24 protein-coding genes are annotated in these 24,975 nt (G+C 62.1%); 11 read left to right on the top strand and 13 right to left on the bottom strand.

Going from position 1 to position 24,975, the window contains the following annotated elements; all coding sequences use genetic code 11:
* Nucleotides 1-3: 3 nt before the first annotated feature.
* The 3 genes from H4I92_RS01770 to H4I92_RS01760 are packed head-to-tail and all read right to left on the bottom strand — an operon-like array spanning nt 4 to nt 3,114.
* A complete protein-coding gene (locus tag H4I92_RS01770) occupies nt 4-1,068 on the bottom strand; it encodes a phosphotransferase family protein (protein WP_077528930.1) in 1,065 nt (354 codons plus the stop codon).
* 11 nt (nt 1,069-1,079) lie between these two features.
* On the bottom strand, nt 1,080-1,892 hold the full coding sequence (locus tag H4I92_RS01765) for an SDR family oxidoreductase (RefSeq protein ID WP_077528929.1): 813 nt from the start codon (nt 1,890-1,892) through the stop codon (nt 1,080-1,082).
* A 16-nt stretch (nt 1,893-1,908) separates the two neighbouring features.
* The gene (locus tag H4I92_RS01760; RefSeq protein WP_077528928.1) at nt 1,909-3,114 is read right to left on the bottom strand and encodes an acyl-CoA dehydrogenase family protein; all 1,206 of its coding nucleotides are present in this window, start codon (nt 3,112-3,114) and stop codon (nt 1,909-1,911) included.
* 251 nt (nt 3,115-3,365) lie between these two features.
* Here H4I92_RS01760 and H4I92_RS01755 point away from each other — a divergent pair, with 251 nt between their 5' ends.
* A complete protein-coding gene (locus H4I92_RS01755; RefSeq protein WP_077528927.1) occupies nt 3,366-4,340 on the top strand; it encodes a LysR family transcriptional regulator in 975 nt (324 codons plus the stop codon).
* On the opposite strand, the gene H4I92_RS01750 is transcribed toward H4I92_RS01755, so the two are convergent.
* Complete coding sequence (locus H4I92_RS01750) at nt 4,272-4,610, bottom strand: hypothetical protein (RefSeq protein WP_143512570.1); 339 nt, start codon at nt 4,608-4,610, stop codon at nt 4,272-4,274. The genes H4I92_RS01755 and H4I92_RS01750 overlap by 69 nt on opposite strands.
* A gap of 11 nt (nt 4,611-4,621) precedes the next feature.
* Entirely contained in the window at nt 4,622-5,389 is a 768-nt protein-coding gene (locus tag H4I92_RS01745; protein WP_179105589.1) for an EAL domain-containing protein, read from the bottom strand.
* Nucleotides 5,390-5,529: 140 nt separating this feature from the next.
* On the opposite strand from H4I92_RS01745, the gene H4I92_RS01740 reads away from it, so the two are divergent.
* Nucleotides 5,530-6,687, top strand: coding sequence for an isocitrate/isopropylmalate dehydrogenase family protein (locus H4I92_RS01740; RefSeq protein ID WP_077528925.1), 1,158 nt, complete (start codon nt 5,530-5,532; stop codon nt 6,685-6,687).
* A gap of 76 nt (nt 6,688-6,763) precedes the next feature.
* Nucleotides 6,764-7,417 (top strand): hypothetical protein, encoded by a 654-nt coding sequence (locus H4I92_RS01735; protein WP_077528924.1) that lies wholly within the window; start codon nt 6,764-6,766, stop codon nt 7,415-7,417.
* 59 nt (nt 7,418-7,476) lie between these two features.
* Here H4I92_RS01735 and H4I92_RS01730 read toward each other — a convergent pair whose 3' ends face one another.
* A complete protein-coding gene (locus H4I92_RS01730; protein WP_077528923.1) occupies nt 7,477-8,463 on the bottom strand; it encodes a D-2-hydroxyacid dehydrogenase in 987 nt (328 codons plus the stop codon).
* A gap of 190 nt (nt 8,464-8,653) precedes the next feature.
* Between H4I92_RS01730 and H4I92_RS01725 the strand changes: the two genes are divergently transcribed.
* The gene (locus H4I92_RS01725; RefSeq protein ID WP_077528922.1) at nt 8,654-9,883 is read left to right on the top strand and encodes a pyridoxal phosphate-dependent aminotransferase; all 1,230 of its coding nucleotides are present in this window, start codon (nt 8,654-8,656) and stop codon (nt 9,881-9,883) included.
* 19 nt (nt 9,884-9,902) lie between these two features.
* Complete coding sequence (locus H4I92_RS01720; RefSeq protein WP_077528921.1) at nt 9,903-10,487, top strand: YceB family lipoprotein; 585 nt, start codon at nt 9,903-9,905, stop codon at nt 10,485-10,487.
* A 2-nt stretch (nt 10,488-10,489) separates the two neighbouring features.
* On the opposite strand, the gene H4I92_RS01715 is transcribed toward H4I92_RS01720, so the two are convergent.
* Nucleotides 10,490-10,894 (bottom strand): acyl-CoA thioesterase, encoded by a 405-nt coding sequence (locus tag H4I92_RS01715; RefSeq protein WP_077528920.1) that lies wholly within the window; start codon nt 10,892-10,894, stop codon nt 10,490-10,492.
* Nucleotides 10,895-10,998: 104 nt separating this feature from the next.
* Between H4I92_RS01715 and H4I92_RS01710 the strand changes: the two genes are divergently transcribed.
* From H4I92_RS01710 to H4I92_RS01700, 3 genes are all read left to right on the top strand, one after another.
* Nucleotides 10,999-11,496 (top strand): TspO/MBR family protein, encoded by a 498-nt coding sequence (locus H4I92_RS01710; RefSeq protein ID WP_077528919.1) that lies wholly within the window; start codon nt 10,999-11,001, stop codon nt 11,494-11,496.
* Nucleotides 11,497-11,583: 87 nt separating this feature from the next.
* On the top strand, nt 11,584-12,777 hold the full coding sequence (locus tag H4I92_RS01705; RefSeq protein WP_077528918.1) for a multidrug effflux MFS transporter: 1,194 nt from the start codon (nt 11,584-11,586) through the stop codon (nt 12,775-12,777).
* A complete protein-coding gene (locus tag H4I92_RS01700) occupies nt 12,774-13,223 on the top strand; it encodes a YaiI/YqxD family protein (RefSeq protein WP_077528917.1) in 450 nt (149 codons plus the stop codon). Before H4I92_RS01705 ends, H4I92_RS01700 begins: the two co-directional genes overlap by 4 nt.
* 3 nt (nt 13,224-13,226) lie before the next feature.
* Here the strand turns inward: H4I92_RS01700 and H4I92_RS01695 are convergent, their stop codons facing one another.
* The 4 genes from H4I92_RS01695 to H4I92_RS01680 form a co-directional block, all read right to left on the bottom strand.
* A complete protein-coding gene (locus H4I92_RS01695; protein WP_077528916.1) occupies nt 13,227-13,922 on the bottom strand; it encodes a glutamine amidotransferase in 696 nt (231 codons plus the stop codon).
* Nucleotides 13,923-13,975: 53 nt separating this feature from the next.
* Nucleotides 13,976-15,919 carry an acetate--CoA ligase gene (gene acs / locus H4I92_RS01690; protein WP_077528915.1) on the bottom strand — a complete coding sequence of 648 codons (1,944 nt, stop codon included), beginning with the start codon at nt 15,917-15,919 and terminating at the stop codon, nt 13,976-13,978.
* Between the two features lie 72 nt (nt 15,920-15,991).
* A complete protein-coding gene (locus H4I92_RS01685; RefSeq protein ID WP_077528914.1) occupies nt 15,992-17,530 on the bottom strand; it encodes a fatty acyl-CoA reductase in 1,539 nt (512 codons plus the stop codon).
* 115 nt (nt 17,531-17,645) lie between these two features.
* Nucleotides 17,646-18,887 (bottom strand): AAA family ATPase, encoded by a 1,242-nt coding sequence (locus tag H4I92_RS01680; RefSeq protein ID WP_077528913.1) that lies wholly within the window; start codon nt 18,885-18,887, stop codon nt 17,646-17,648.
* Nucleotides 18,888-19,173: 286 nt separating this feature from the next.
* On the opposite strand from H4I92_RS01680, the gene H4I92_RS01675 reads away from it, so the two are divergent.
* The 3 genes from H4I92_RS01675 (at nt 19,174) to H4I92_RS01665 (ending at nt 23,286) form a co-directional block, all read left to right on the top strand.
* The gene (locus H4I92_RS01675; protein ID WP_077528912.1) at nt 19,174-21,324 is read left to right on the top strand and encodes an EAL domain-containing response regulator; all 2,151 of its coding nucleotides are present in this window, start codon (nt 19,174-19,176) and stop codon (nt 21,322-21,324) included.
* Nucleotides 21,325-21,593: 269 nt separating this feature from the next.
* Nucleotides 21,594-22,247 (top strand): class I SAM-dependent methyltransferase, encoded by a 654-nt coding sequence (locus tag H4I92_RS01670; RefSeq protein ID WP_077528911.1) that lies wholly within the window; start codon nt 21,594-21,596, stop codon nt 22,245-22,247.
* A gap of 31 nt (nt 22,248-22,278) precedes the next feature.
* On the top strand, nt 22,279-23,286 hold the full coding sequence (locus H4I92_RS01665; protein WP_077528910.1) for a DUF2156 domain-containing protein: 1,008 nt from the start codon (nt 22,279-22,281) through the stop codon (nt 23,284-23,286).
* Here H4I92_RS01665 and murI read toward each other — a convergent pair.
* Both murI and nudC read right to left on the bottom strand, forming a co-directional pair.
* A complete protein-coding gene (murI, locus tag H4I92_RS01660) occupies nt 23,214-24,077 on the bottom strand; it encodes a glutamate racemase (protein ID WP_077528909.1) in 864 nt (287 codons plus the stop codon). The two genes, H4I92_RS01665 and murI, sit on opposite strands and share 73 nt — an antisense overlap.
* Nucleotides 24,077-24,868 carry an NAD(+) diphosphatase gene (nudC, locus tag H4I92_RS01655; protein ID WP_077528908.1) on the bottom strand — a complete coding sequence of 264 codons (792 nt, stop codon included), beginning with the start codon at nt 24,866-24,868 and terminating at the stop codon, nt 24,077-24,079. Before nudC ends, murI begins: the two co-directional genes overlap by 1 nt.
* Nucleotides 24,869-24,975 lie beyond the last annotated feature (107 nt).

Genomic DNA, 24,975 nt, shown 5'->3' with positions numbered 1-24,975 from the left:
CTCCTAAAGGCTGCTCTGGTCGATCAGGCGCTTACAGCGCTGCTCAAGATAGTTCGCGGCCTGGCCGAAGCCCGCAAAGCGCTTATCCTGGGTCTGGCCGTGGTAATAGCGGTAATAGATCTGCTGCACGATGCCCGCCAGGCGGAAAAGCCCGTAGACCTCGTAGAAATCAAAGTTGTCCGCATGGAAGCCGGAGCGTTCCATGTAATAGGCCACCACCTCGTCCCGGGTCATCATGCCCGGCCGGTGCGTGGGCTGGCGCCGCAGCATATGGAAGAACTGGTCATCATCCGCCTGCACCCAGTAAGCCAGGCTGTTGCCCAGGTCCATCAGCGGATCCCCCAGGGTGGCCATCTCCCAGTCCAGAATGCCGATCACCTCGAAGGGGTTGTCCGGGTTCAGGACCACGTTGTCGAAGCGGAAATCATTGTGGATGACGCAGGTGGCCACATCCTCCGGCATCTTCTCCTGCAGCCATTCCATGACCGGCTCGAAGTCGCTCACATCCTCAGTACGCGCCTTGCGGAAACGGTCACTCCAGCCATCGATCTGGCGCTTCACATAGCCCGCGCCCTTGCCGATCTGGTCCAGACCCGCCGCCTGGTAGTCCACCCGATGCAGGTCCACGAGCTTGTCCACGACGTTGCCGCACAGCTTGCGCGTATCCGCCTCGCTGAGCTCGAAGCCCTCGGGGAAATCCTGCCGCAGGATGATGCCCTTGAGACGCTCCATCACGTAGAACTCATCACCCAGCACGTCATGGTCATCACAGATGGCAATGATATCCGGCACATAGGGATAGACCGGCTTGAGCGCCCGCATGATCCGGGCTTCGCGCAGCATGTCGTGCGCGGATTTCGCCTTGTGGCCGAACGGCGGGCGCCGCAGCACGAAGGAGCGCTCGCCGTAGTCGATCTGGTAGGTCAGGTTCGAGGCGCCGCCCGGGTACTGGCGGATCACCGGCTCGCCTTCCAGCTCCGGCAGCTGCTGCTTCATGAAGCGGTCCACCGCGGCCGGGTCCAGCGCTTCGCCTTCGCGGGTTTCCGTCGGCTGATCAATCAGGGTCATGGTCGCCTCGCTCAGTTCTTCTGCATCTTTTTCATCCAGCGCTTGCTTTCCATCCCGAGCAGGAAGTCAAAGGCCTTCGGGCTGGCGCGCTTGATGTACCACAGTCGGCGTTCCGTCTTGTGGGGCAGTACCCAGAAGCTGCCCTTGCGCACGGCGCGGGCAATGTCTTCCGCCACGTCGTCAGCCGTGACGCTGGAGCGCTGCATCAGCTTGTTCACGTTGGACTGGATGCCCGGAATGCTCGAACGCATGCTCGAGGTCAGGTTGGTCTGGAAGAAGGCCGGGCAGACCACACAGACGTTCACGCCGGTGTCGATGAACTCGTGATTCATGGTCTCGGAAAGCGCGATCACGCCCGCCTTGGAGACGTTGTAGCTGCACATCAGCGGCGCCAGCATCAGCCCCGCCATGGAGGCAATGTTCACGATGGTGCCACTGCCCTGCTCCTTGAGGAGCGGCGTGAACACCTTGCAGCCGCGGACGACGCCCATGACGTTGATGTCCAGGATCCACTCCCAGTCCGAGATGGTGGTGTCCTCGATAGAGCCAGCGGAGGCCACGCCCGCGTTGTTGACGACCACGTCCACGCCGCCCCAGCGCTCCAGCAGTACGTCCTTGGCCTTCTCGAACTCACTCAGGCGCCGTACGTCGCATTCGACAAACAGCCCCTCGCCACCGGCCTCGTTGATGGCGCTTTCGGTCTCTACGCCCTGCTCCGGCGTGATGTCGCCGATGCACACGCGCGCGCCCTGGCGGGCGTAGTTCAGTGCCAGTGCCCGGCCGAGGCCACTGGCCCCGCCGGTGATGAATACCCGTTGGCTCATGCGTTGTTTTCCTTCGTTATCGGTATTTGGCCAGTTCCAGCCGTGCCACCATGGCCCGGTGAACCTCATCCGGTCCATCCGCCAGCCGCAGCGAGCGGGCCGCGCCGTACATGCCCGCCAGCTCGTGGTCGTCGCTCACACCACCGCCACCGTGCATCTGGATGGCCTGGTCCACAATAGTACACAGCATCTCCGGAACCACGGCCTTGATCTGTGACACTTCGCTCAACGCACCGCCAATACCCTTGGTGTCCAGCAGCCAGGCGGTCTTGAGCGTGAGCAGTCGCGCCTGCTCAATGTTCATGCGCGCCCGGGCGATGATGTCCGGATTACCGCCGAGTTTGGACAGCGGCTTGCCGAACGCCTCGCGCGAGTTGGCCCGGCGGATCATCTTCTCCAGAGCCCTTTCGGCCGCACCGATGGCCCGCATGCAGTGGTGCACGCGCCCCGGCCCGAGCCGGCCCTGGGCGATCTCGAAGCCCGCGCCTGGCGCCTTGATGATAGCGCTCTTCGGCAGCCGAACATTGTTGAAACTCACCTCGCCATGCCCGGCGGGCGGGTCCTCATCCCCGAATACCTTCAGCATCCGCTCCACTTTCACACCGGGCGTATCCTTCGGAACCACGACCATGGAATGGCGCTGATGCCGGTTGGCCTCCAGATCGGTCAGCCCCATGAAAATCAGCACCTCGCAATTAGGGTGGCCGATGCCGGTACTCCACCACTTACGGCCGTTCAGAACCACCTCGTCACCCTCGATGGTGGCGGTCGCCTCCATGTTGGTTGCATCCGAGGAGGCCACATCCGGCTCGGTCATGCAGAACGCCGAACGGATCTCTCCCTCAAGCAGCGGCTTGAGCCAGCGCTCCTGCTGCTCTTTCGAACCGTAGTAATGCAGCACCTCCATGTTGCCGGTATCCGGGGCGTTGCAGTTGAAGATCTCCGGCGCGATAAAGCTGCGTCCGGTCTGCTCCGCAATAACCGCATAGTCGGCGTTGCTCAGACCGGCGCCATGATCGCTGTTGGGGAGGAACATATTCCACAGCCCCTGGGCCTTCGCCTTCGCCTTGAGCTCCTCGATCACTGGCAGCACCACCCAGGGGTTGTCCAGGCTGTTCAGTTCGCGGAAATAATCCGCCTCGATGGGTTCGATCTCGTCCTTCATGAACTGACAAACCCGGTTGTAGAAATCCTGGCCTTTTTCTGAGAGCTCAAAGTCCATGGGGGACCTCCTGTATTTGCAGACCATCCGACGTGGGCGGGAGCATCGGGGAGGGTTTTCCGGGAAACGCTATGAATCCATCCCTGGACGCTGCGCGGTCGCCTTCCATGGCGACCGAGCTTCCCGGAAAACCCTCCCCGATACTCCCTCTCCAGATTGATAGTCAGAGTGTAGAAACCTGTACCGGATAAGGCTACTGAATTATCCTCATTGCATGTCATGCAGAATATTAATGCGGAGAGACGCACCCCATGATTCCCGGTAACCGCCTCGACCTGAACCTCCTCACCGTCTTCATCACCATCTACCGCGAAGGCAGCCTCACCCGTGCCAGCGAGATCCTGCACCTGACCCAGCCAGCGGTCAGCCACTCCCTGGCACGGCTCCGGGAACAGTTCGATGATGCCCTCTTCCGACGCCAGGGCAACCGCATGGTGCCCACGCCCCTGGCCCAGCGGCTGGCCAGTTCCGTGCACCCGGCTCTCAGCGAGATCCATTCCGCCCTGAATGCCTTCCACGCATTCAGCCCCGAGCAGCAGCCACGGGTGTTCAACATTGCACTACGGGATGTGCTGGAGGCGACCTTTCTGCCGCCACTGATGCAGGAAATGACGCAATACCCGGGCATCGAGGTGGTGAGCCAGCGGGTACCCCGGCGGGAGATGGAGCAGCAGCTGGCGGCTGGCAAGCTGGATTTCGCGGTGGATGTGCTGCTGCCGGTCAGCGACCAGACCGCCCACGAGCGGCTGCATGAGGACCGGCTGGTGGTTGTGGCACGGCGGGATTCGGCGATTGCCCGACAGGGGATGACCCTGGAGCGTTACCTGGCCGCCGGCCATGTGCTGGTCTCATCACGCGCCGAGGGTCAGGGGCTGGAAGACTTCGCGCTCAGTGCCCGAGGGCACCGGCGCCGGATCGCGCTGCGCTGCCAGCACTATTTCGCCGCCTGCCGGGTGGCGGCGGAGACGGATCTGCTGGTGACCATGCCCGAAGCCTATGCGGACATCATCGGCCAGTACCTGGATGTGGCCCTGCTGCAGCCCCCCGAGGGCATGCCGGAGGTGGACGTGCATCTCTACTGGCACCGTCAATACGAACGGGAACCGGCCCTCAGCTGGTTCCGCGAGCGCCTCCACGCCCTCAAGGCGCCCACGGGGTCAGGCGACCAGGGCCAGGCCACCGAAGAGCAGCCCCCCGGCGACCAGGGTACTCAGGAGGACCACTGAAAAGCCCCAGAGCAGGACCCGGGCTTCACTGATGTGCGGCACAGTGGCCCGGGCACTGCGGTAGAACGCCACTGTTCCCAGCACCGGCCCGCCCAGGCCCATGAACAGCAGCCCGATCCCAAAACCGGCAAAGGTCCAAACGGCAATGAGCCGGGCACGCTCGAATACACGCTCCTTCTCCCCCATCCGGTCGAGGAAGACCCCCGCGCCTGCCCACATGAGCGCAAAGGTCAGTCCAACCAGAGCCAGCCCGATAACAAAGATAATCACGCGATAGAACACTAATGGTCACTCGGAATATAGGGGGACGGCAGCGTCTCGAACCCCGGTCTGGCCAGCAGGTAGCCCTGAAAATAGCGGATCCCCATGCCACGGCACCACTGGTACTCCGCCTCAGTCTCAATGCCCTCGGCGATGGTTGCAATACCCAGGCGGTCATTGGTCAGAAGGATTCCCTCAATCACTGCCTGCTTGCGTGGATACTGCTCCACATCCCGGATGAGCGACATGTCCAGCTTCAGGTACTCCGGCGTGGTGTCCGTCAGCAGGTTCATCCGGGAATAACCGGCCCCGTAGTCATCCAGGGCAATGGCGAAGCCCATCTCCTCATAGGCATCGACGATACTGATAAGATGGTCCGTGTCCGCAAGGTTTTCCACTTCCGTGAACTCGAAAACCAGCCGGCTGGTGTCGAAATCATACCTTCTTGCAGCCGCAAGTGTCGTCTGGATGCAGGTCTCCGCCCGATAAACCGCGTTGGGCATGAAGTTGATGCACAGCCTGGACGTCATGCCCAGCTCGGATGCCAGCTTCACCGCCTTGACCCGGCATGCCTGGTCAAACCGGTACATGTTACTGCGCGTCACCCGGCCAAGTACTTCCCCGGCCCCTTCGCCATTGAGGCCCCGCACAAGCGCCTCGTGAGCCATAATCCCGCCAGTGTCCGCATCCACTATTGGCTGGAATGCGAAGGAAAAATCAAAGTCCAGGCCAGCACCGCATGCACAATGATCACAGTGTGACTGGTCAAACAGTTCCTCTTCTTCCATACCCCTTCCCAAAAAGTCGCTTCAGACGGCGAAACCGGTATTTACACGGATCCCTGCCCTGATTGCAGTATAGAACTTGCCACAGATACAAGAGCGCCTACAGTAAAAAATGTCACCCGACGTCAAATCAGGATCCGCCCATGGCCACTTCAGACAAGCCCACACGCATCGCCGTCACCCCTGGCGACGGTATCGGGCCCGATGTGATTCAGCAGTCCCTGCGAGTCCTGGAGCATCTCAGGCAACAGTACGAACTCGCCCTCGAATGGGATGTCTTCGATTGGCCCTCCACGGAGTGGCATCGCCGCAACGGCGACATGATGCCGGCGGATGCCATGACGACACTGGCCGGCTATGACGCCATTCTCCTGGGTGCGCTGGGCGACCCGGGGCCGAGCCGGAACGCACACCGCTACGTACTCTCCGACAGCATTTCCCTCAGCCCCCTGCTGCAGATGCGCAAAGGCTTTGACCAGTGGGTCTGCGAGCGCCCGGCTCATCAGCTCAAGGGCGCCCGCCAGTACCTGGCCGACCCGCGCGCGGCGGACACGGACATGCTGGTCATCCGCGAGAACAGCGAGGGCGAGTACGTCGGACAGGGCGGACGCCTGCGCCAGGGCAGGCCCGGTGAGATCGCCACGCAGACGGAGATCTTCACCCGCTTCGCCACTGAGCGGATTATCCGCTTCGGCTTTGAACGGGCCCGCAAGCGCGCCGGTGAGCGGCGTGAAGCCGGTAAACCTTGCACCTTTGATAATCCCGACGGGGAGCGGCTGGAAAGCCAGGTCTGCCTGATCACCAAACGCAACGCCCTGCGCCACTGGGGCGACATGTACACCGAGGTATTCGCGGAGATCGCCAAGGATTACCCGGACGTGGCCACCCACCACGAACTGGTGGACGCCGCCTGCATGAAGTTCGTTCAGGCCCCCTGGGCCTTCGATGTGGTGGTTGCCAGCAACCTCCAGGGCGACATCCTCACAGACCTCGCAGCAGTCATCTCCGGTGGGCTCGGCGTGGCGCCCTCATGCAACCTCAACCCGGACGACCGCAGTCAGCCCTCCATGTTCGAACCCACGCATGGCAGCGCCCCGGACATCGCCGGCCAGAACAAGGCGGATCCCACCGCCATGCTGTTCACTACCGCGCGCATGCTGGACTGGCTGGGTGAACAGCGACCGGAATTGGCGCGCGCCGGCGAAGCCCTGTACAACGCCGTAGCTGCCGACTTGGCAACTCATGGCCATGAGCAGAGAAGCACCGTGGAGGTTGGTGATTCGGTACTGGCAGCGCTGTAGGGCGCCTCTGGCGGGGCTGCTCACCAATTGCTAGGATGATAAACCGTTCATTGGATCAAAAAGGGAGACAACAGGGATGTCAGCAAACCGACTTGCAGGCCTTTCACTACTGACTGTTCTCGGCCTCGCCGGCTGCGGCGATGATAACCCCGAGGCACTGACCCAGGTCTCGGAAAATGGCCTCCATACCAACGATTACTTCGGACTCTCGGTACAGAAACCGACAGAGTGGTATGCGCAGGATTTCGAAGAGATGATGGCCATGCTCCAGATGGGCGCGAAGGCAATGTCCGGTGATGATGAGAACATGCGGGCAATGATTGATGGAGCGCTGGACAACACCCTGCCTCTGTTCGCCTTCTACGAGGCTCCTCCCGGCACGCCCAAGCCATTCAATGCCAATATTCAGGGTGTGGCCGAGAACATCGAGAGCTATCCCGGCATCGAATCCGGCTGCAGCTACCTGGCCAATACCATGAAACTGATGGAACAGTCCGCGATGCAGGTGAGCTCGTCCGGCGACTGCACGACGGATACCTTGGCCGGAACCACCATGAGCACCCAACCCGTGAGGATGCAGATGGGATCAATGACCATCCGTCAGCGGTACTACACCTGCCTTAACGGGGAGCATGCCGTCGGTTTTATCATGACCTGGGTCGATGGGGAACAGAAGCAAAAGCTTGATGGCGTCCTGGAAACCGCTTCCCTGGCGTGTGACTCCCCCTGAATTCTCCGGACCCCACGGGGCTTCCCCGACACGGGTAGGCCCCACAACCTTGATCGCCACTACTTGTTCGGCACGTATCCCCGCGCTTTATCAACCACATTGAAGAACTCGCGCCCGGCCAGCCAGTTATCCAGATTGTCGAAGAACTGTTCCGTAAGCGCCTTCTTCCAGCCGATGAAATCCCCCGCCATGTGAGCGGTCATGGTCACATTCTCCATGGCCCAGAGTGGGTGATCGGAAGGCAGCGGCTCCTCCTCGAACACATCCAGCCCCGCGCCGGCAATCTCACCGCGCTGCAGCGCATCCACCAGCGCATCGGTATCCACGATGGGACCGCGACCGATATTGATCAGCCGGGCTGTCGGCTTCATGGCCTGGAAGGCTTTCGCATCAAACAGTTTTTCCGTTGCCGGGGTCAGTGGCGCCGCAATCACCACGTAATCAGCCAGACCAAGCTGCTCAGGGATGGCGGCATTGTCATGGACGGCCTCGAAATCCGGATCGTCACTGCGCGCCCGGCGCGCCACCCCGTGCGCCTCCAGGCCCACGGCCGAGACCAGACGCCCGATCTGGCGGCCTATCGACCCGGCACCTACAACCAGAACCCGTGCCCCCTGGGCCCTCTCGGTATCCCGGTGCTGCCACTGATGGGCCATCTGCAGCCGGATGGAATGCGGGAAGTCCTTCGCGAACATCAGGATGGTGCAGAGCACGTATTCGGCAATGCTGCGATCAAAGATGCCCTGGGCATTGGTGACGGCCACCCCGCTGTTGACCAGCTCCGGGAACATCAGCGCATCCACGCCGGCACTGGTGGCGTGGATCCATTCGAGGCTGTCCGCCGAGGGCCAGGCCTCGCGCAGCGCATCGGTGCGGAAATCGGTCACCATCATGATGCGGGTGCCCGGCAGCGTCTGTCGCAGGGTATCCGCATCCCAAGCAAAGCGGACCTCGGCCCGTTCGAACAGCGGGTCCAGCCCAGGCGGACGCTCCTCGTCCGGCGCTGTAAGGACGGTGATCACGGGACGTGTCTCGGTGCTGGCCATGATGCTCTCCTGCTGGTTGGCGTCCTCTCAGGGTAGAGCCTGAACCCTTCGAATGCCATGCTCAGGGTGCGCCACACCAGAGTCTGGCGTTACGGGATTACCCTTACCTGTTCTTGCTTTCCGCCCCTATCTTGGCCATTGTGGATCATGACCGATTGTTTGAACTGATTGATGTATGGGAGAGCGGTTAATGGCTACGTCGGCAGGCAAGACAGTACCCGCGAGCGCGCCCAAGCGTAAGCTGACCTATCGCAAAACCAAGGCCCGCTGGCATCCCTCGATGCAGGCGATTCCCGTTCCGGGTATCCGGCGTATGGTCAACATGGCCGCCGAAATGGACGACGTCATCCATCTGTCCATCGGCCAGCCAGACCTGCCCACGCCCAAGCACGTAACCGACGCCATGGTGGATGCCATCCAGGCGGGGCAGACCGGCTACACCATGGACGCCGGACTGCCCGAGCTGCTGGTGGCGCTGCGTGACTATTACGGCAACCGCTATGGCCGCAAGCTCTCCACGGAGAACATCCTGGTCACCAGTGGTGCCACCGAGGCCATGTACCTGGCGCTGTCCGCAACCGCCGCGCCCGGGCGTCAGTTTCTGGTCGTGGACCCCTCCTTCCTGCTTTACGCACCGCTGATCCGGATGAACGGCGGCGAGGTGAAATTCATCCCGACACGCCCGGAAAACGGCCACCAGCTGGACCCGGACGACATCATCAGAAACATCAGCATGCGCACCTTCGCCGTGGTGCTGAACTCCCCGAACAACCCGACCGGGGCAGTCTACCCCAAGTCCACCATCGAGCGGATCGTGGAGGAGTGCGCCTTCCGGGGTATCCAAGTCTTCAGTGACGAGGTCTACGACCATCTGGTTCTGGATGACGAGGAATATTCCAGCGTGCTCAGCTGCGGCACCGACCTGGACCACCTGATGTGCATCTCAAGTTTCTCCAAGACCTACAGCATGGCAGGGCTGCGCGTGGGCTGGATCATCTCCAGCCAGGGTGCGATCAAGAAACTGAGACGCTATCATATGTTCACCACCTCGGTGGCCAACACCCCGGCCCAGTTTGCCGGCGTGGCAGCCCTGGAAGGCGATCAGCAAAGCGTCCGGGACATGATCGAGATCTACCGCGAGCGGCGGGACTTGATCGTCGATCTGGTGAACCAGACACCGTATCTGACCGGCTATAAGCCCAATGGCGGTTTCTTCATCTTCCCGGATCTGCCGGATCACGTGGACGCGTCGGACCTCTGCCTGCGCATGCTCAAGGAGACCGGCGTGTGCGCCGTTCCCGGCGATGCCTTCGGGGAACACTGCACCAACTCGATCCGGTTCTCGTTCTCCACCACGAGCGAGCGGATCGAGGAAGCCTTTGAACGCATCATCCCCTGGATGAAGAAACAGAACCTCTGACGACAACAGAAGGACTCCGATGAAACGGATTGCCAAGACCCTGCTCCTGGTGCTGCTGCCGGCATTCGCCGGCGGCTGCGCCAGCTTCTCCCCTTACAGCGTGGACGAGTCCACCATCGAGAATCATCTCAGTGACCGGATCACAGACTTTTCCCGGGACCTCGGTGACCGCGGCCTCCCCGTCACGCTGGAACTGACCAGGGCCGACGTCACCATTGGCCCGGAAGAGCGTGATGTGGCGGTGGTCGATTTCGGTGGGCGTGCCGTGCTGCAGGCACCACGAATCCCCATTGACCTGAACTTCAGCATTGAGGGCACGCCTGTCTATGAGGCAGAGGAAAAAGCCATCTACATCCGCAACCTCAAGGTGCTCTCCACCAATGTGGAAGCCGCCGGCAGTGCGTTTGACCTCTCGTCCATTACTGGAACCCTGTCGGATATTGCGGCTCAGTTCCTCAATGAACGTCCGGTCTATCGACTCGATGAGGACGAGACCGGCGCACGGCTCTTCGGCATGATGAACCTGCGTATCGATGTCCAGCCCGGCCGACTGACCCTGGTGCCAGCCGGCTCTGAGGACAACGTCCAGCGCTCAATCCGCTAGAGTCAGTTGCTACCGGCTTCCACTATATGGGGTTCAAGCTGCTGCCGGATGTGGTCCGGTATTGGCAGCGACTGCTCAGAGGCGTAGTCGAAGTGGATGAGAACAGCCTCACTGCGGGCTACTTCAACACCATTCTGCTGCGCCGTCTGGATGGCCTGGAACGACGAGTTACCAATGCGACCGATCCCGGTCTGGATATCCACCGGCAGGCCCCAGTGGCACTGGGCCCGGTAGTCAATCGCCACCCGAGCCACGATCAGCGGCCACGACGCCAACTCCAGTGACGGGTGGAAAATACGGAAAATGGGCATCCGGGCATGCTCGAACCATGTCGGGTAGGCGGTATTGCCGATATGGCCCAGGCCATCGGTATCGCTGAAACGGGGCTCAATCTGATGATGAAACATCCAGAACACTCCTGACTGCGTCTGCTGTAATACGGCTGAGCTGATGCCACCCAGGCTGCGTATCAACTCAGGGAAGCCACAGTGACAACCGACTGCGAAGAACCATGTCGAACCTTTCCCCGACCCGCCAGATCATCGGCCTTGCCGGCTGGTGCCTCCTGCTCCTGATTGTCGCGATCCTTGGGGCGGTTGCCTCGATCAATGCAGGCGCATTCTATCAGTCCCTGGAACAGCCTGCTTGGGCCCCTCCCGCGGCCTGGTTCGGTCCAGTCTGGACGACCCTCTATGCCCTAATGGCTCTCGCGGCCTGGCTGGTCTGGCGGCGCTGGCGTTTCGGCGGCGCCCCCCTCGCCCTGGGGCTCTTCATCTTCCAGCTGCTGCCCAACGTTCTCTGGAGCTGGCTTTTTTTCGTCTGGCACCAGGGGGCCTGGTCTTTTGTCAACATCCTCCTGCTGTGGGGACTGATCCTGGCAACGCTGATCGGCTTCTGGCGGGTCCACCGTGGCGCGGCACTTCTGCTGCTGCCCTACCTGCTCTGGGTCAGCCTTGCCGTGGCGCTCAACTTAAGTGTCTGGCAGCTGAACCCGGCGGCGCTCGGGTGAACTGCGTACCTCTACTTAGTTAGGTCCCTAAACGTCGCGCCGGCAACAGTGCTAGAATAGCGGTTTTTGCAGCCGGAGACGCTCTGCATGCCGCACCTGCAGCTGGCCATTCTTCTGGGAATGACAGTGGCCCTGGGCCCACTGGCGCTCGATGCCTACCTACCCGCCTTTCCCAGGATCGCGGAAGACCTTGGCACGGCCAATGCAGATGTGGGCCTGACACTGAGTGCGTATGTGGCAACCCTGGGGCTTGCCCAGCTGATCGGCGGCCCACTTTCAGACCGGTACGGCCGACAGAAAATCCTGTTCAGCGGCCTGGCCATCTTCGCCGGCTCCGCCCTGATGGTTTCCCAGACCGGTTCCCTGGCCGAAATGCTGGCATGGCGCGCCAGCCAGGGCATCGGTGGCGCCCTGTGCGCGGTCTCTGTGCCGGCCCTGGTACGAGATCACGCCGACGGCACGGATTCCGCACGGCTGTTCGGGCTCATCGGGCTGATCATGTTCGTCGCCCCCGCGGCAGCCCCCTCCATCGGAACCCTGCTGCTAGCGCTCAGTGGCTGGCCGACAATATTCATCATGCTTTCCTGCTACGCCTTCCTGCTCGCGGTACTGCTGCACTTTGCCCTCTTCCGTCGGCTCACACCCCGACAACGGGACAGGACCCCAGTGCATACGCTGGTCACCAATTACCTACTGGTGCTGAAGCACCCGGCCACCATGCGCTTCATCGCATTGCAGGCCTTGGCCTTCAGTACGATGCTGGTGTTCATCACCAACGCCTCTTTCATTTATCAGGAATGGTTCGGGCTCTCAAGCACCCTGTTCTCGGCACTGTTCGCGGCCAACATCGGCGCCATGGCCGTATTCAGCCTGCTCAACCGCCGTCTTCTGCTGCATTTTGAATCCGCGATTCTGTTGCGGATCTACGTCTTCATCCAGGCTGCGGCTGTGGCAGCCCTGGTAGCCTGCGCCCTAGCGGACGCACCCTATTGGGCGGTTGCTGCCTGCATCATCGTCGCCACCGGCTGCATGGGCGCCCTGGTTCCCAATAATATGGCGAATGCGCTGGAGTTCTTCCCAAAGCTTGGGGGCACCGCTTCAGCACTACTGGGGGCTTCCCAGTTCACTGTTGCCGGGTTGATCAGCGCGGGTTCGGCGGCCATTGCCGGTGGCTCACTGGTGCCCATCGTGCTGATCATGGCAGCCTGCTCCGGTGGCTGTGTCCTGCTGGCTTCCGGGGCGCCAGCAGCGGTCAGACAAGCGAAGGAGATGGCGGTATGACGATCTGGGTGGATGCCGATGCCTGCCCCGGCCCGATCCGGGACATCCTTTACAAAGCCACACGGCGTACCGGTGTCAGGGTCGTTCTGGTCGCCAATCGGCCGGTCGCGGCCCCATCGCTGCCCAGCATCGAGCACATGCAGGTGCGCTCCGGGTATGACGAAGCGGACAACGAGATCGTTCGCCAGGTCGCAACCGGTGACCTGGTGATCACCGCCGACATCCCCCTGGCAGCGGAAGCCATGGAGAAAGGCGCGGAAGCCCTTAACCCCAGGGGCGAACGCTATACCAGTGACAGCATCCGGAGCCGGCTGAACATGCGCGACTTCATGGACACCATGCGCGCCAGCGGCATCCAGAGTGGGGGGCCGCCCCCGCTCGGGCAACGCGAGAAGCAGGCCTTCGCCAACCAGCTGGACCGCTGGCTGCAACAGCGCCAAACATAGCCCTCAGAGGCCATCCAGCCACCGCCGGAACACATCCGTGGCAACAGTCTCGAGCTGCGGCAGGTATTCCACCGCATCCCGCCTGAGCTGCGGCACCGACACCCCTGCGGATCCCAGTTCCGAACAGTGGCCAATCAGCCAGCGCTCAAAGCGCTTCAGTGGCACCTCCAGATGGAACTGCAGCCCCAGGATGCGAGACGCGGGCTGGAAAGCCTGGTTGTCACAGATCTGTGTCCGGGCAAGCGAGGGGGCGCCAGTCACCGGCCCGCAGGCTTCACCATGCCAGTGAAGCACCGGCATCCCGTGCAGTGGCGCCAGCACTGACGCCCCGCCTTCTTCCGTCAGTTCAATCGGCGAGAATCCGATTTCCTTCCGCGGCATGGCTTCCACACCAGCGCCAAGGGCGCGGGCGATCAGCTGTGCCCCGAGGCATATACCGAGCACCGCAGTACCACGCTCGGACAGGCGCTGGATCAGAGCCAGCTCCTGTTCGACGAACGGATAGGTCTCAATATCATTGGCTGAAATGGGCGCCCCCAGGATCACCAGCAGATCCGGCTGCGCCTCCTCAATGGCTTCCAGATCATCCACCCCCGCCTCGCGATAGGAGACCTTGTAGCCACTGCCCAGCAGCAGGCTCTCCAGAACCCCCAGGTCCTCGAAAGCAAGATGGCGGATGGCGATTGCCCGTTTGAGCATGAGTGTCCTCCCTGCACAAGCAGTGCTCACAGATTGTTGAACGACTCCGGCATTCAGCGGAAAGCCCGGTACTCCATGAGCTCATCAACCACGCCGGGGTCCGCCAGTGTCGAGGTATCGCCCAGGTTGTCCGTCTCGTTGGAGGCGATCTTGCGCAGGATGCGGCGCATGATCTTGCCCGAACGGGTCTTGGGCAGGCCCGGTGCCCACTGGATCACATCCGGCGTGGCAATCGGGCCAATCCGCTGGCGCACCCACTGCACCAGCTCATCACGCAGGGCATCCGTGGGCTCCTCACCTTTCATCAGCGTGACGTAGACGTAGATCCCCTCACCCTTGACGTCATGGGGATACCCCACAACCGCCGCCTCGGCCACCTTCTCATGGGCCACCAGGGCACTCTCCACTTCCGCGGTACCCAGCCTGTGACCGGAGACGTTGAGCACGTCATCAACGCGGCCGGTGATCCAGTAGTCGCCGTCCTCGTCGCGCTTGGCGCCGTCACCGGTAAAGTAAACGCCGTCATAGGTGCTGAAGTAGGTCTTAATGAACCGTTCATGGTCACCGAAGATGGTCCTCATCTGGGCGGGCCAGCTGTCCTTGATGACCAGGTTGCCGCCCGTGGCGCCCTCCAGCTCATTACCCTCGCTGTCGAACAGCGCGGGCTGCACCCCAAAGAACGGACGGGTGGCCGAACCGGGTTTGAGTTCCATGGCGCCGGGCAGTGGCCCGATCATCACACCCCCGGTCTCGGTCTGCCACCAGGTATCAACGATCGGCGCCTGCTCGTTGCCGATCACCCGATAGAACCATTCCCAGGCCTGGGGGTTGATCGGCTCACCGGCGGTTCCCAGCAGCCTCAGGCTTTCCCGCGAGGTGCCATCCATCACGTGATCACCGCCGGCCATCAGCGCCCGGATACCCGTGGGCGCGGTATAGAGGGTCGCCACCTGGTGCTTGTCGACGATCCGGCCAATACGGGATTCGTCCGGATAGGTGGGAATGCCCTCGTAAAGCAGGGTGGTGGCGCCGTTCGCAAGGGGGCCGTACAGGGTATAGCTGTGGCCAGTGATCCAGCCCACGTCCGCAGTGCACCAGAACACATCGCCGGGGCGGTAATCGAAGACATACTCATGGGTGATGCTGGTGTAGACCATGTAACCGCCGGTGGTATGGAGTACCCCCTTGGGGGCCCCGGTTGAACCGGAGGTATAGAGCATGAACAGCGGGTCCTCGGCACTCATCTCCTCAGGCTCACACCAGGGTTCTGCCTCCTCCATAAGGGCGTTGAAATCCACGTCCCGGCTGTCATGCCACTGCATGCTCCCGCCGGTATAGTTCAGCACCACCACCCGCTCAACCACACTGGCCGCGGGCTCCTCCAGCGCCTGATCGACATTGTTCTTGAGGGGAATGCGCCTCCCGCCCCGGACGCCCTCATCCGCCGTGATCACGAACCGGGACCCGCCATTGCCGATGCGCGCCGCCAGTGCCTCGGGTGAGAATCCTGCGAAAACCACCGAGTGGATGGCGCCGATACGGGCGCAGGCCAGCATGGCGACGGCGGTTTCCACGATCATGGGCATGTAGAGGGTTACCACGTCTCCCTTCTTCACCCCCAGCCCCTTCAGGGCATTGGCGAAGCGGCAGGTCTTCTCGTGCAGTTCGCGATAGCTCACATAGCGGGAGACATCGGGTTCGTCCCCTTCGAAGATGATCGCCGTCTGATCACCTCTTTCGGCCAGGTGACGGTCCAGACAGTTGACCGAAGCGTTGAGGGTGCCGTCTTCAAACCAGCGGATGCTCAGGTTGTTGCGGTCAAAGCTCGTGTTCTTGACCTTGGTGTAGGGGCGCATCCAGTCGATACGCCTGCCATGCCTGCCCCAGAAACTGTCCGGATCCTCAATGGATTCCCGGTACATGGCTTCGTACTGTTCCCTGTTGATATGGGCGTCCTTCATGGAATCGCTGATGGGATAGATGCTGCCGGCAGCCATGACGGTTCTCCTTCGGTGGCGGATACCATGACTGTATGACAGCTGAGCAGCGCTGACCACCAGCGCCGCTCATCAGGCAACGCGGCGGCGGTTCCGGCGCTGCCTCATCCGATACAGTTTGCGTTCCTTCAGGGCATATTTGTTCAGGCCAGCCAAGTGCACACTGCGGATATACCGGCGCCAGTTGATACGCCGCGCATCCACGGGAAAGACACGGCGATCCTCGTCGCCCATGCGCTGCGCCATCTCCAGCAGCCGGTCATTGTGGAAGGTGTAGTCCGGGCATGAGTAGAAACCAAAGGTCGTTGCCAGCTTCATGGTGGTCTGGAAGTGCTCCACCGTCTTGAGCTCGGCATCACGGCCCAGCCACTGCAGGCCCCGACGGACAGCGTTAACCGGAATCCCAACCCCAAAGCTCACGGTATTGAACAGGCGCCGGTTCACGGCCAGGAAAGGCAGCTGCGGCTTCTGATAGAAGAGATGGTCATAGGCCTGATGGTTCTCCGTGGCTTCCGTCATGACATGGTCAATGAACTCACCCAGTCGCAGCGGGTTGGAGGAGCCACTGCAGCACTGGTAGATGCGCTGCCGTCCCGGGGACTGCAGCTGTTCCGTCAGCGAGAGGATGATGCCGTTGGCCACCAGGTCCGCGGGAATCACATCGATCACGCCCCGGCGGCGCCCGGGAAAGAACATGACGTTGCCGCGGGCATAGGCCATGATGACGGCATCCGCTACCTTCACGCCTTCAACCCAGCCAGGCACCGGTTCCTCCAGTGTGCTCTCGACAATGGAGGGGCGCAGGATGGTGACGGAGCCGCCGCGCAGGTTGCGGGCCAGCAGCTGTTCACCGATCCACTTGGTGAGGGTGTAGGTGTCGTTCCAGCCGAGGCGGTTGGCCTCCCGCAGGCCCAGGTTGACCAGCTCCTCCTGCAGCTTCTGACCGCTGTAACGGCTGCGCAGATCCGCAATACGATCCTGGAGAGTGACGATCAGATCCTCGACACGGCAGGTTCCATCCGGATCCCGGGTAATTCCCCGGCCAGCGGGTGTGACCAGTTCCTCGTGGCGGTGACCGCGGTTGTAGCCGTTAACGTAACAGGTGGAGACCTGGACCAGCGGAATGTCCCCGGCTTCCTGCACAAATTCAGTGACATTACGCAGGCTCAGGGCATTGATCGCCAGAGCCCGGTCAAGCGGTTCACGGAAATCCACGCTGGCGGCCACGTTGATGACCCCGTCCGTTTCCGCCGCCAGCTCCCGGAAGCGTGCCCGGGTCATGCCAAAGCAGGGTTCGGTGATTTCTCCGGTCACACACTGGATGCGGCTGTCCAGGAAGGCATCCAGCCGCTCCGGATCGTCCACGCGCAGCCGATCAAAGACGGAGGCAGTCGCTACTTCATTTGCAAAACGTTCGCCGGCGGTGCCATGCCGCCTGTTGCCGCGTATCAGAAGGGTAATACCCTCGATATCCGGCACCGTGCGGATCAGTTTCTCCAGCACTACCTTGCCGACAAACCCCGTCACCCCCGTGATCAGTACCCGTTTGCCCTGGAGCTCGCCGAGCACATTGGACTCACTGGCTGCTGCATTGTCCTGTTCCGATTCCATGGTCACCTCCCTGGAAGTGAGTCTCGGGGTTGCGGTTAAGGCCTGAGTGTAACATTGAACAGGATCTGATCATCCCCTGAAACGTGATCCCTTTCCTGCAATCGGTAAGGCAGACTCACCCCGAACCGGAGCCTTCTGTAGCCGGCTGTCCGGGAGCGTCCGTTCCGGCTCCCAGCGCCCTGCCCTCCTCGGGTCGAAGCCCTTCCGAAGGCGCCACAACCCGCGCGAGTTGCCGGAAATGCTCGGCGGCGGCCCGCCGCACGGTAGCCGGCGCCTCTTCCCACTTCATCGCCGCCAGCCCTGTCTGGAGCGCTTCCACCGCATCCTCGTCCACGGACTCCCCGAGCGTCTCAAGTACGCCGGTAATCAGGCGATACCGGGCCAGTGGATCCCCCTGAGCTGCACGCAGGTGTTCCCCCAGTGACGCAAGCCATTCCTGGGGGCTGCCGATCGTACCTGTTTCCGCCTTACTCGACTGCTGCTGTTCGCCGCGCTGCTGATGACGGCGGCGCACCAGCCGCCCCCAGTAACGCGCGAACCCGTTGGCCGGCGCCACCCCCTGGGAGCAGCGCACGGCCAGCATATCGGCCAGGGTCCAGAACTGGCGGCAGGAAGGATCGCTGTCATCCATCATGGCGACGGGGCGCTGGGTACTGATGGACTGGGCTATGGTCTCGTCCCGCCAGATAGCCCCCAGGTAGTGCAGCTGTACACCGATGTAACGGGACACGGCAGTTGAGAAGCGGCGGTAGACGGTCTGCGCTTCGGTCGCGCCGCGCGCCATGTTAACGATGACGCTGGGCGTGCGCCGGTACCCCTTGCGATGGAGCACCTTGACCAGGGAGAAGGCATCGGTAAGGGAGGTCGGGTCCGGCGTGATCACAAGCGCCGCCAGATGGGAAGCGGCGACCATGTGCAGTGCGGGGGTACTCAGACCGGCGGCGGTATCGATGATAACCCGGTCATAGCCCTGCTCAAGCGTCCTGAGCTGTGCCAGGAAATCCTCTCGCCGGGCACTGTCGAGCTCCAGACACCCCGGAACACCGGAAGCCCCGGGCAACAGGTCCAGGTTGCCAGTAACCGGCAGCACCACCTCATCCAGGGTCCGTTCACCAAGCACCACATGCTCAAGCGTCATGCCGGGATAGACCCCCAGCATCACGTTGACGTTGGCGAGTTCCACATCGCCATCCAGAAGCAGTGTGCGATAGCCCTGACGTGCCAGGACCAGGGCCAGATTGAGGGCCACCTGGGTTTTGCCCACGCCTCCCTTGCCCCCGGTTATCGCAAGAGTAAGCGGGACCCGGGAACCGGATTCCGGGCGGTCAACTGCGCTGGAGCTGTTGTTATGATTCATTCCGACACCGCAGATACTGCCAACCGCATGGAATCATTGTACGCCGGCTGACCAGTCCGGGACAGTCCCACACCGAACCGAAGCAGGGGCACAACCAGCGTGTTTGGTGTGGATCTTGGAGTGTAGACTGAACAGACAGCTACAAATCTTTCATTTTTCAGCAATATGGATTAGGCTTCCTACCACAAAAAGTGAGAATGGGTTCAAAGTTTCGGAGGGCCATGGCGCAGTGGGGCCCATTACCGGCTAGACTTGGAGCCTGAATCCGATCCGACCGGCTTCCGTCATGGATCCAGATAATAACGATCACAGGGTTGAAACAGGCAGTACGCCTCTGCTCATTGTCGATGACGATACGGCGGTCTGCAGCAGCATCCATAACCTGCTTGCACACCAGGGTTACCACCCGGAGACCGCCGCCAACGGCAATGAGGCCTGTCGCAAACTCAGCGGGGGCCAGTATGAACTGGTCCTGCTGGATCTCCGCCTGCCTGACATCAGCGGGCACGAGGTCATGGCTTTCCTGGACCGTCGGGGTATCGATACCGCCGTGGTGGTCATCAGCGGTGACACCTCCTTCAATGCCATCAGCCGCGCCCTGCGCCGCGGAGCCTACGACTATCTCCGCAAGCCCTACGACAGCGAGGAACTGACCGCTACCGTTGAAAGCGTGCTGGAAACGCGACAGCTGGAACATCGCCACGAGGAGGCGCAGACACGACTGCGCCAGTCCGAGCAGCTCCATCGCTGCATTGTGAACAGCTCGCCGGACATCGTGTTCATGCTCGATCGCAACGGACACTTCCGGTTCCTCAACAGCAAGGTGGAATCCCTGCTCGGCTATCGGCCGGAAGACCTTGAAGGCCGGCATATCCGCCACCTGATCGAAGAGCAGGATGTGAGCCGCGTGGAGTGGGCCTTCCGGGACCCCACCATCAGCGCCGACAACCCGAGAACCATTGAACTCAGGCTCAAGTCCCGGGGCAGCGCGCGCGGCAATCGCCACTTCGAGATCACCGCGTTCCCCATGGAGGACGAGTCCGGCGTCCCCGGCGAGATGGCCTCCCAGATCTACGGAACCGCCCGTGATATCACCGAACGCAAGGAAGCCGAGGCTTTCATCAACTTCCAGGCGTATCACGACCTGCTCACCCGGCTTCCCAACCGGGCCCTGTTCAAGGACCGTCTGGGCCTGAGCATTTCCCAGGCCGAACGCAACAACCAGAAACTGGCGGTCATGTTCATCGACCTGGACCGCTTCAAGGTGGTCAACGACAGTCTCGGCCACGCCATGGGCGACCGGCTGCTTCAGGCGGTGACGCAGCGCCTGGAGGGCTGCCTGCGCCAGGGCGATACCCTGTCGCGCTTTGGTGGCGACGAATTCACCCTGCTGCTGCCCGAGATCCGGCATACCGATGACGCCCGTACCATCGCCCGCAAGCTGATGGAGGCACTCCGTAGCCCCTTCAAACTGGGTGAGCACGAGGTCTATGTCGGGGTGAGCATCGGCATTGCCCTCTACCCTGATTCAGGGCACAAGCTCGAAGAGCTGATCCAGCAGGCGGATGTGGCCATGTACCACGTCAAGGGCCGGGGCAAGGACGGCTACCAGTTCTTCACGGAATCCATGAACGTGAACACCACCCACCGCCTGGGCATGGAACGTGACCTGCGCCGTGCTCTCCAGGCTGGGGAGTTGCGGGTGTTCTATCAGCCCCAGATCTGTCTACGTACCGGGCTCTGCCGTGGGCTTGAGGCACTGGTCCGCTGGCAACATCCCACGCGCGGCCTACTGCAGCCCGGGGAATTCCTGCCGCTGGCCGAAGAGACCCGCCTGATCGGTGATCTCAGTGAGTGGGTGCTGGCCACGGCCTGCCGCGAGATGGGGCCCTGGCTCAACCGCACGGATGAGGATATCCGGCTGTCGGTCAACTTCTCCCCCATGCAGGTGGAACATCCGCGCTTTGTGGATCACCTTCTCCAGAGGCTGGAGCACTACAACCTGCCTCCTCAGCGCCTGGAGATCGAGATCACCGAGAACATGATCATCAGCGATCTTGAACAGATCAGCTTCAAGCTGGACCAGCTCTCAAGCTACGGCATCCGCATCGCGATCGATGATTTCGGCACTGGCTATTCCTCACTCAACTACCTGCACCGCCTGCCGATCCACACGCTCAAGGTGGATCAGAGCTTCGTGCGCAGCATCCGCCACGGCGAGGAAGGCGCCTGCATCGTCAACGCCATTACCGCCATGGCCCGCGGACTCCAGCTCGATATCGTCGCCGAGGGCGTGGAAACCCGGGAGCAGCTTGCCTACCTGCGCGAACTCGGATGCGACAGCGTGCAGGGCCATTACTTCAGTGAAGCCCGCCCCCGGGACGAACTGGCACTTTCAGAAGCCACACCAGAACCGGTCTACTACAGCGTCATCTGATCGGCACACGACAGCCCCTTTCCCGGAAACGGTTTCCTCTCATTCCGGAATGATCAATACCGGAATCATCAAAACCCGCTCTCATTTTTGTTCGACGATCCTATTAAATACCTAATTCATGTTGCGTTTTTTGGTTTTTTCGTTAACTCGTGCAACCGGAAACTGCGGCCTGTTCCACAGAGACCCTGTCCGGATGTGTATAGCATGGTTCCTGAATCCGGTAGCCACAAAAGCTTCCGCAACCCCTTTCAGGACTGGCAGCACGGACCATGCAGGACAAATACAGAATCGTCGGCCCCGTTTATGATTTCCTGAGCAGCGTCTACAGCGGCAGGAGCATCCATGAGTGCAAGACGGCCATGCTCCACTCCGGCAATGTCGGCCCCGGGGACCGTGTCCTGATCGCCGGTGTCGGCCATGGCCGGGATGCGCTGCGCGCGGCTGAGCTTGGCGCCGATGTCACGGTTGTGGATGTTTCGGAGACCATGCTCAACAGGTTCCGGGAGCTGCTGGCCAGGGAGGCGCCCCAGCTCCATGTCCGCACCGTCCACGACGACATCATGAAGGTCGCCGAGTACGAACAGTACGACATGGTGGTCGCCAACTTCTTTCTGAATGTGTTCGACCGCCCGACCATGATTCAGGTTCTCCAGCATCTGGTCAGCCTCGGCAAACCCAGGGCCCGGCTGGTGGTGGGGGATTTCATCTACCCCAGCGGCAATCCTCTCGCCCGCCTGTTCAAGAAGGGCTACTGGTACATCGCCGCCTGTTTCTTCTGGCTGTTCACCGACAATGCCTTTCACGGCATCTACAACTACCCGGCCTACCTCGAGAGCCTGGGCCTGGAAATCCGCGACAAGAAACGCTTCTCACTGCTGAACATCCACTGCTACTGGTCGATTCTGGCCGAGAAGCGCGGCTGAGGAAGCACGCATAACAATAAGGAGTCCAGCCATGACGCAGCAGACCCTGGTGTTCGACGGCTTCCGGGATATCCCGGACGGCCCCATGAGCTTCTCCGAGCGAGTGGCACTGCTCAAGCAGTACGGCGCCCACTCGCAGTCGTTCTCCACACTGCAGCCGGACATGCACTACTTCGACGTGCCCGGTGTCGGCTACATCGGCTACATGAAGAAATGGGGACTGAACTTCGTGCTCTCGGATCCGGTCTGTGCACCGGAAGACCGGGAGCTGATGCTGTCGCGGTTTGAACGCCGGGTCTCGAACATCTGCTACGTGCAGGTCTCCCGCCCCGTCATGGAAATCCTGCACGAGCGATTTGGTTACTACGGCACCCAGTTCGGTGCTGAATCCCGGGTGGACCTGAGCCAGTGGTCGCTCAAGGGCAAAAAGAAACAGGTCATCCGCACCGCGCTCAACCAGGCACGGGAAGCCGGTATCACCGTTCAGGAACGGTTCAGCGATGACCATACCAGGGAGATCTCGGACGCCTGGATCCGCACCCGCCAGTGCAAGCGCCAGGAGATCCGCTTCCTGATCCGTCCGATGAACATGGAATACCGGGAGAACGAACGCCACTTCTATGCCTATCAGGACGGTAAGGCCGTGGGGTTCATCTACTTCGACCCGATCTACGAACGCAACGAGATCGTCAGCTACGTTCCGAACATTTCACGGGCCAATGCCAATTTCCGGCAGGGCATCTTTTACACCATCATGGCGCACGCCATGGAGACCTTCCAGGCGGAAGGTGTACCACGCCTCGATATGGGCCTGATTCCGTTGCACCTGTCCGAGGAGACGGAGCCGCAGGAAAGCCGCATCCTCAAGAGCCTATGCCGCGGCGTGTACAGGCACGGCAACCGCTTCTACAACTTCAGGGGGCTGGAGTTCACCAAGTCACGGTTCCGTGGTGAAATCGAGAGAACCTACTGCTGCCACAAGCCGGCGTTGCCCATGCTGGAGTTCCTGGCGGTATTCAGGCTGACGCGACTGATCTGAGGGCTGTCCCCGTACGCGCCGGGCTGGCTCACTTCCAGCCACTTGCGGAGCCCCGCCGGGGGTTCGGCGGTGAACAGGAAGGTACTGCTCGCCTGTCCGGTGCCGGCTCCATTGCCCCCGGCCTCCTCCAGAAGCTGAACAACCCGCCGGGCAATGGCATCGCCCGAATCCACCCAGTGCACCACGCCGGGCATGGCCCGCGCCAGGGCCTTCTGGATCAGGGGGAAATGCGTGCAGCCCAGTACCACGGTGTCCGGATCGCCCGCCGCCAGCGGCTGCAGAATGGCGCGGACCCGCTCATCATCCACCTGCCCCTGCGCCAGCCCGGCCTCCGCGAGTCGGACCAGCTCGGAACTGCCCAGCCGCAACACCGTGCAGTCCGCAGCGTATTCGTCGATCAGCGACGCCAGGTAGGGCCGATCCACGGTCGCTGGCGTGGCCAGAACCCCGAGCCGGCGACTGCAGCTGAGCGCCGCCGCTGGCTTGATCGCCGGCACCACACCCACCACCGGCAGGCGCAGCCGGGAACGCAGCGCCGGCAGCACGACGGTGCTGGCGGTATTGCAGGCCACCACCACCAGATCACAGGGCCACCGGGCCAGCGCCGCTTCCACCAGCGCCACACAGCGTGCAACCACCTCGTGCTCCGGCAGATCGCCATAGGGGAACCCGGCATTGTCGCCGGCATAGACCATGTCCGCATGGGGCAGCCGGAGCCGGATTGCGTCCGCGATGCTGAGTCCGCCGATGCCGCTGTCAAACAGCAGAACCCGGGGCCAGCCCTGCTCCATCAGGCGCTCCCCTCGCTGAAGGCCTTGATCAGCCGGCCGGCAATGGTCCAGTCCCCGGGCACCCTGGGCAGCGAATCCCGGTGGAACCACTCCAGAGCCTCCAGCTCATCCTCGGCACGGCGCAGCTCGCCGCCGGCGAACTGGGCGCTGTAGCCGAGCATGAGCTGGTGAGGGAAGGGCCAGCTTTCGGAGCCGTGATAGCGGATGTCCGCCAGCTGCACCCCGGTCTCCTCCTGGACTTCCCGCGTCACCGCGGCCTCCGCCGACTCCCCCGGCTCGATGAAACCGGCAATCAGGGTCCACAGATCCGGCGGATGGCGCGGGCTGCGCCCGAGCAGGAGCCAGTCACCATCATGAACGGCCACGATCACGCAGGGCGAAACCCTGGGGTAGTGGCGGTGGTCGCAGTAGGCGCAGTAGAGCGTGTACTCGTGCTCATACCACTGGGTGGGACCACCGCAGCGGCCACAGAAGGCATGATCCTGCACCCACTGGAGCCGCTGGCGGGCGGCGCCCAGGGCCGCGCGTTCGGCCGGCGAGGCGTGCGGATAGACAGAACGCAGGCTACGGCCCTCAACGCCGCTGGCACGCGCTACGTACAGGCGGTCCGGGCCCAGGCAGCCCACGGGCAGCAGCTCCCCCGCACTGGCGGGAAGCGCTGCGGCACTATGGAACAGAGTACCGTCCGCAGCGGGACAGAGGTCCAGCCCGTCACTGAAAACGGCTACCCGCTCACGCCGGGGAACAGCAACCGCCCAGGGATCGGCAACAAAATCGGTCAGATCATCCATGACAGGCACTATAATCAGCCCCTGCCATGGCGGCAAGCAACGGGACTTTGCCGACTGCCCCGCGAGGCGTAAACTTGGCGCAGACTCGACCACGGACCCCGAACGGA

Origin of the sequence: Vreelandella halophila (assembly GCF_019903425.1) — a bacterium.
GTDB classification, from domain to species: Bacteria; Pseudomonadota; Gammaproteobacteria; order Pseudomonadales; family Oleiphilaceae; genus Halospina; species Halospina halophila.
Note: the sequence above shows the minus strand (reverse complement) of the source record. Positions and strands in the feature narration are given on the sequence as shown.

What these genes read in the sequence shown, in the direction of transcription:
- H4I92_RS01720 (WP_077528921.1), top strand. Translation starts at nt 9,903, where the DNA reads ATGAAACGGATTGCCAAGACCCTGCTCCTGGTGCTGCTGCCGGCATTC.
- H4I92_RS01680 (WP_077528913.1), bottom strand. Translation starts at nt 18,887, where the DNA reads ATGAATCATAACAACAGCTCCAGCGCAGTTGACCGCCCGGAATCCGGT.
- H4I92_RS01715 (WP_077528920.1), bottom strand. Translation starts at nt 10,894, where the DNA reads ATGTTTCATCATCAGATTGAGCCCCGTTTCAGCGATACCGATGGCCTG.
- H4I92_RS01755 (WP_077528927.1), top strand. Translation starts at nt 3,366, where the DNA reads ATGATTCCCGGTAACCGCCTCGACCTGAACCTCCTCACCGTCTTCATC.
- H4I92_RS01695 (WP_077528916.1), bottom strand. Translation starts at nt 13,922, where the DNA reads ATGCTCAAACGGGCAATCGCCATCCGCCATCTTGCTTTCGAGGACCTG.
- H4I92_RS01730 (WP_077528923.1), bottom strand. Translation starts at nt 8,463, where the DNA reads ATGGCCAGCACCGAGACACGTCCCGTGATCACCGTCCTTACAGCGCCG.
- H4I92_RS01760 (WP_077528928.1), bottom strand. Translation starts at nt 3,114, where the DNA reads ATGGACTTTGAGCTCTCAGAAAAAGGCCAGGATTTCTACAACCGGGTT.
- H4I92_RS01685 (WP_077528914.1), bottom strand. Translation starts at nt 17,530, where the DNA reads ATGGAATCGGAACAGGACAATGCAGCAGCCAGTGAGTCCAATGTGCTC.
- acs (WP_077528915.1), bottom strand. Translation starts at nt 15,919, where the DNA reads ATGGCTGCCGGCAGCATCTATCCCATCAGCGATTCCATGAAGGACGCC.
- H4I92_RS01705 (WP_077528918.1), top strand. Translation starts at nt 11,584, where the DNA reads ATGCCGCACCTGCAGCTGGCCATTCTTCTGGGAATGACAGTGGCCCTG.
- H4I92_RS01665 (WP_077528910.1), top strand. Translation starts at nt 22,279, where the DNA reads ATGACGCAGCAGACCCTGGTGTTCGACGGCTTCCGGGATATCCCGGAC.
- H4I92_RS01675 (WP_077528912.1), top strand. Translation starts at nt 19,174, where the DNA reads ATGGATCCAGATAATAACGATCACAGGGTTGAAACAGGCAGTACGCCT.
- H4I92_RS01740 (WP_077528925.1), top strand. Translation starts at nt 5,530, where the DNA reads ATGGCCACTTCAGACAAGCCCACACGCATCGCCGTCACCCCTGGCGAC.
- H4I92_RS01725 (WP_077528922.1), top strand. Translation starts at nt 8,654, where the DNA reads ATGGCTACGTCGGCAGGCAAGACAGTACCCGCGAGCGCGCCCAAGCGT.
- H4I92_RS01765 (WP_077528929.1), bottom strand. Translation starts at nt 1,892, where the DNA reads ATGAGCCAACGGGTATTCATCACCGGCGGGGCCAGTGGCCTCGGCCGG.
- nudC (WP_077528908.1), bottom strand. Translation starts at nt 24,868, where the DNA reads ATGGATGATCTGACCGATTTTGTTGCCGATCCCTGGGCGGTTGCTGTT.
- H4I92_RS01735 (WP_077528924.1), top strand. Translation starts at nt 6,764, where the DNA reads ATGTCAGCAAACCGACTTGCAGGCCTTTCACTACTGACTGTTCTCGGC.
- H4I92_RS01770 (WP_077528930.1), bottom strand. Translation starts at nt 1,068, where the DNA reads ATGACCCTGATTGATCAGCCGACGGAAACCCGCGAAGGCGAAGCGCTG.
- murI (WP_077528909.1), bottom strand. Translation starts at nt 24,077, where the DNA reads ATGGAGCAGGGCTGGCCCCGGGTTCTGCTGTTTGACAGCGGCATCGGC.
- H4I92_RS01700 (WP_077528917.1), top strand. Translation starts at nt 12,774, where the DNA reads ATGACGATCTGGGTGGATGCCGATGCCTGCCCCGGCCCGATCCGGGAC.
- H4I92_RS01710 (WP_077528919.1), top strand. Translation starts at nt 10,999, where the DNA reads ATGTCGAACCTTTCCCCGACCCGCCAGATCATCGGCCTTGCCGGCTGG.
- H4I92_RS01670 (WP_077528911.1), top strand. Translation starts at nt 21,594, where the DNA reads ATGCAGGACAAATACAGAATCGTCGGCCCCGTTTATGATTTCCTGAGC.
- H4I92_RS01745 (WP_179105589.1), bottom strand. Translation starts at nt 5,389, where the DNA reads ATGGAAGAAGAGGAACTGTTTGACCAGTCACACTGTGATCATTGTGCA.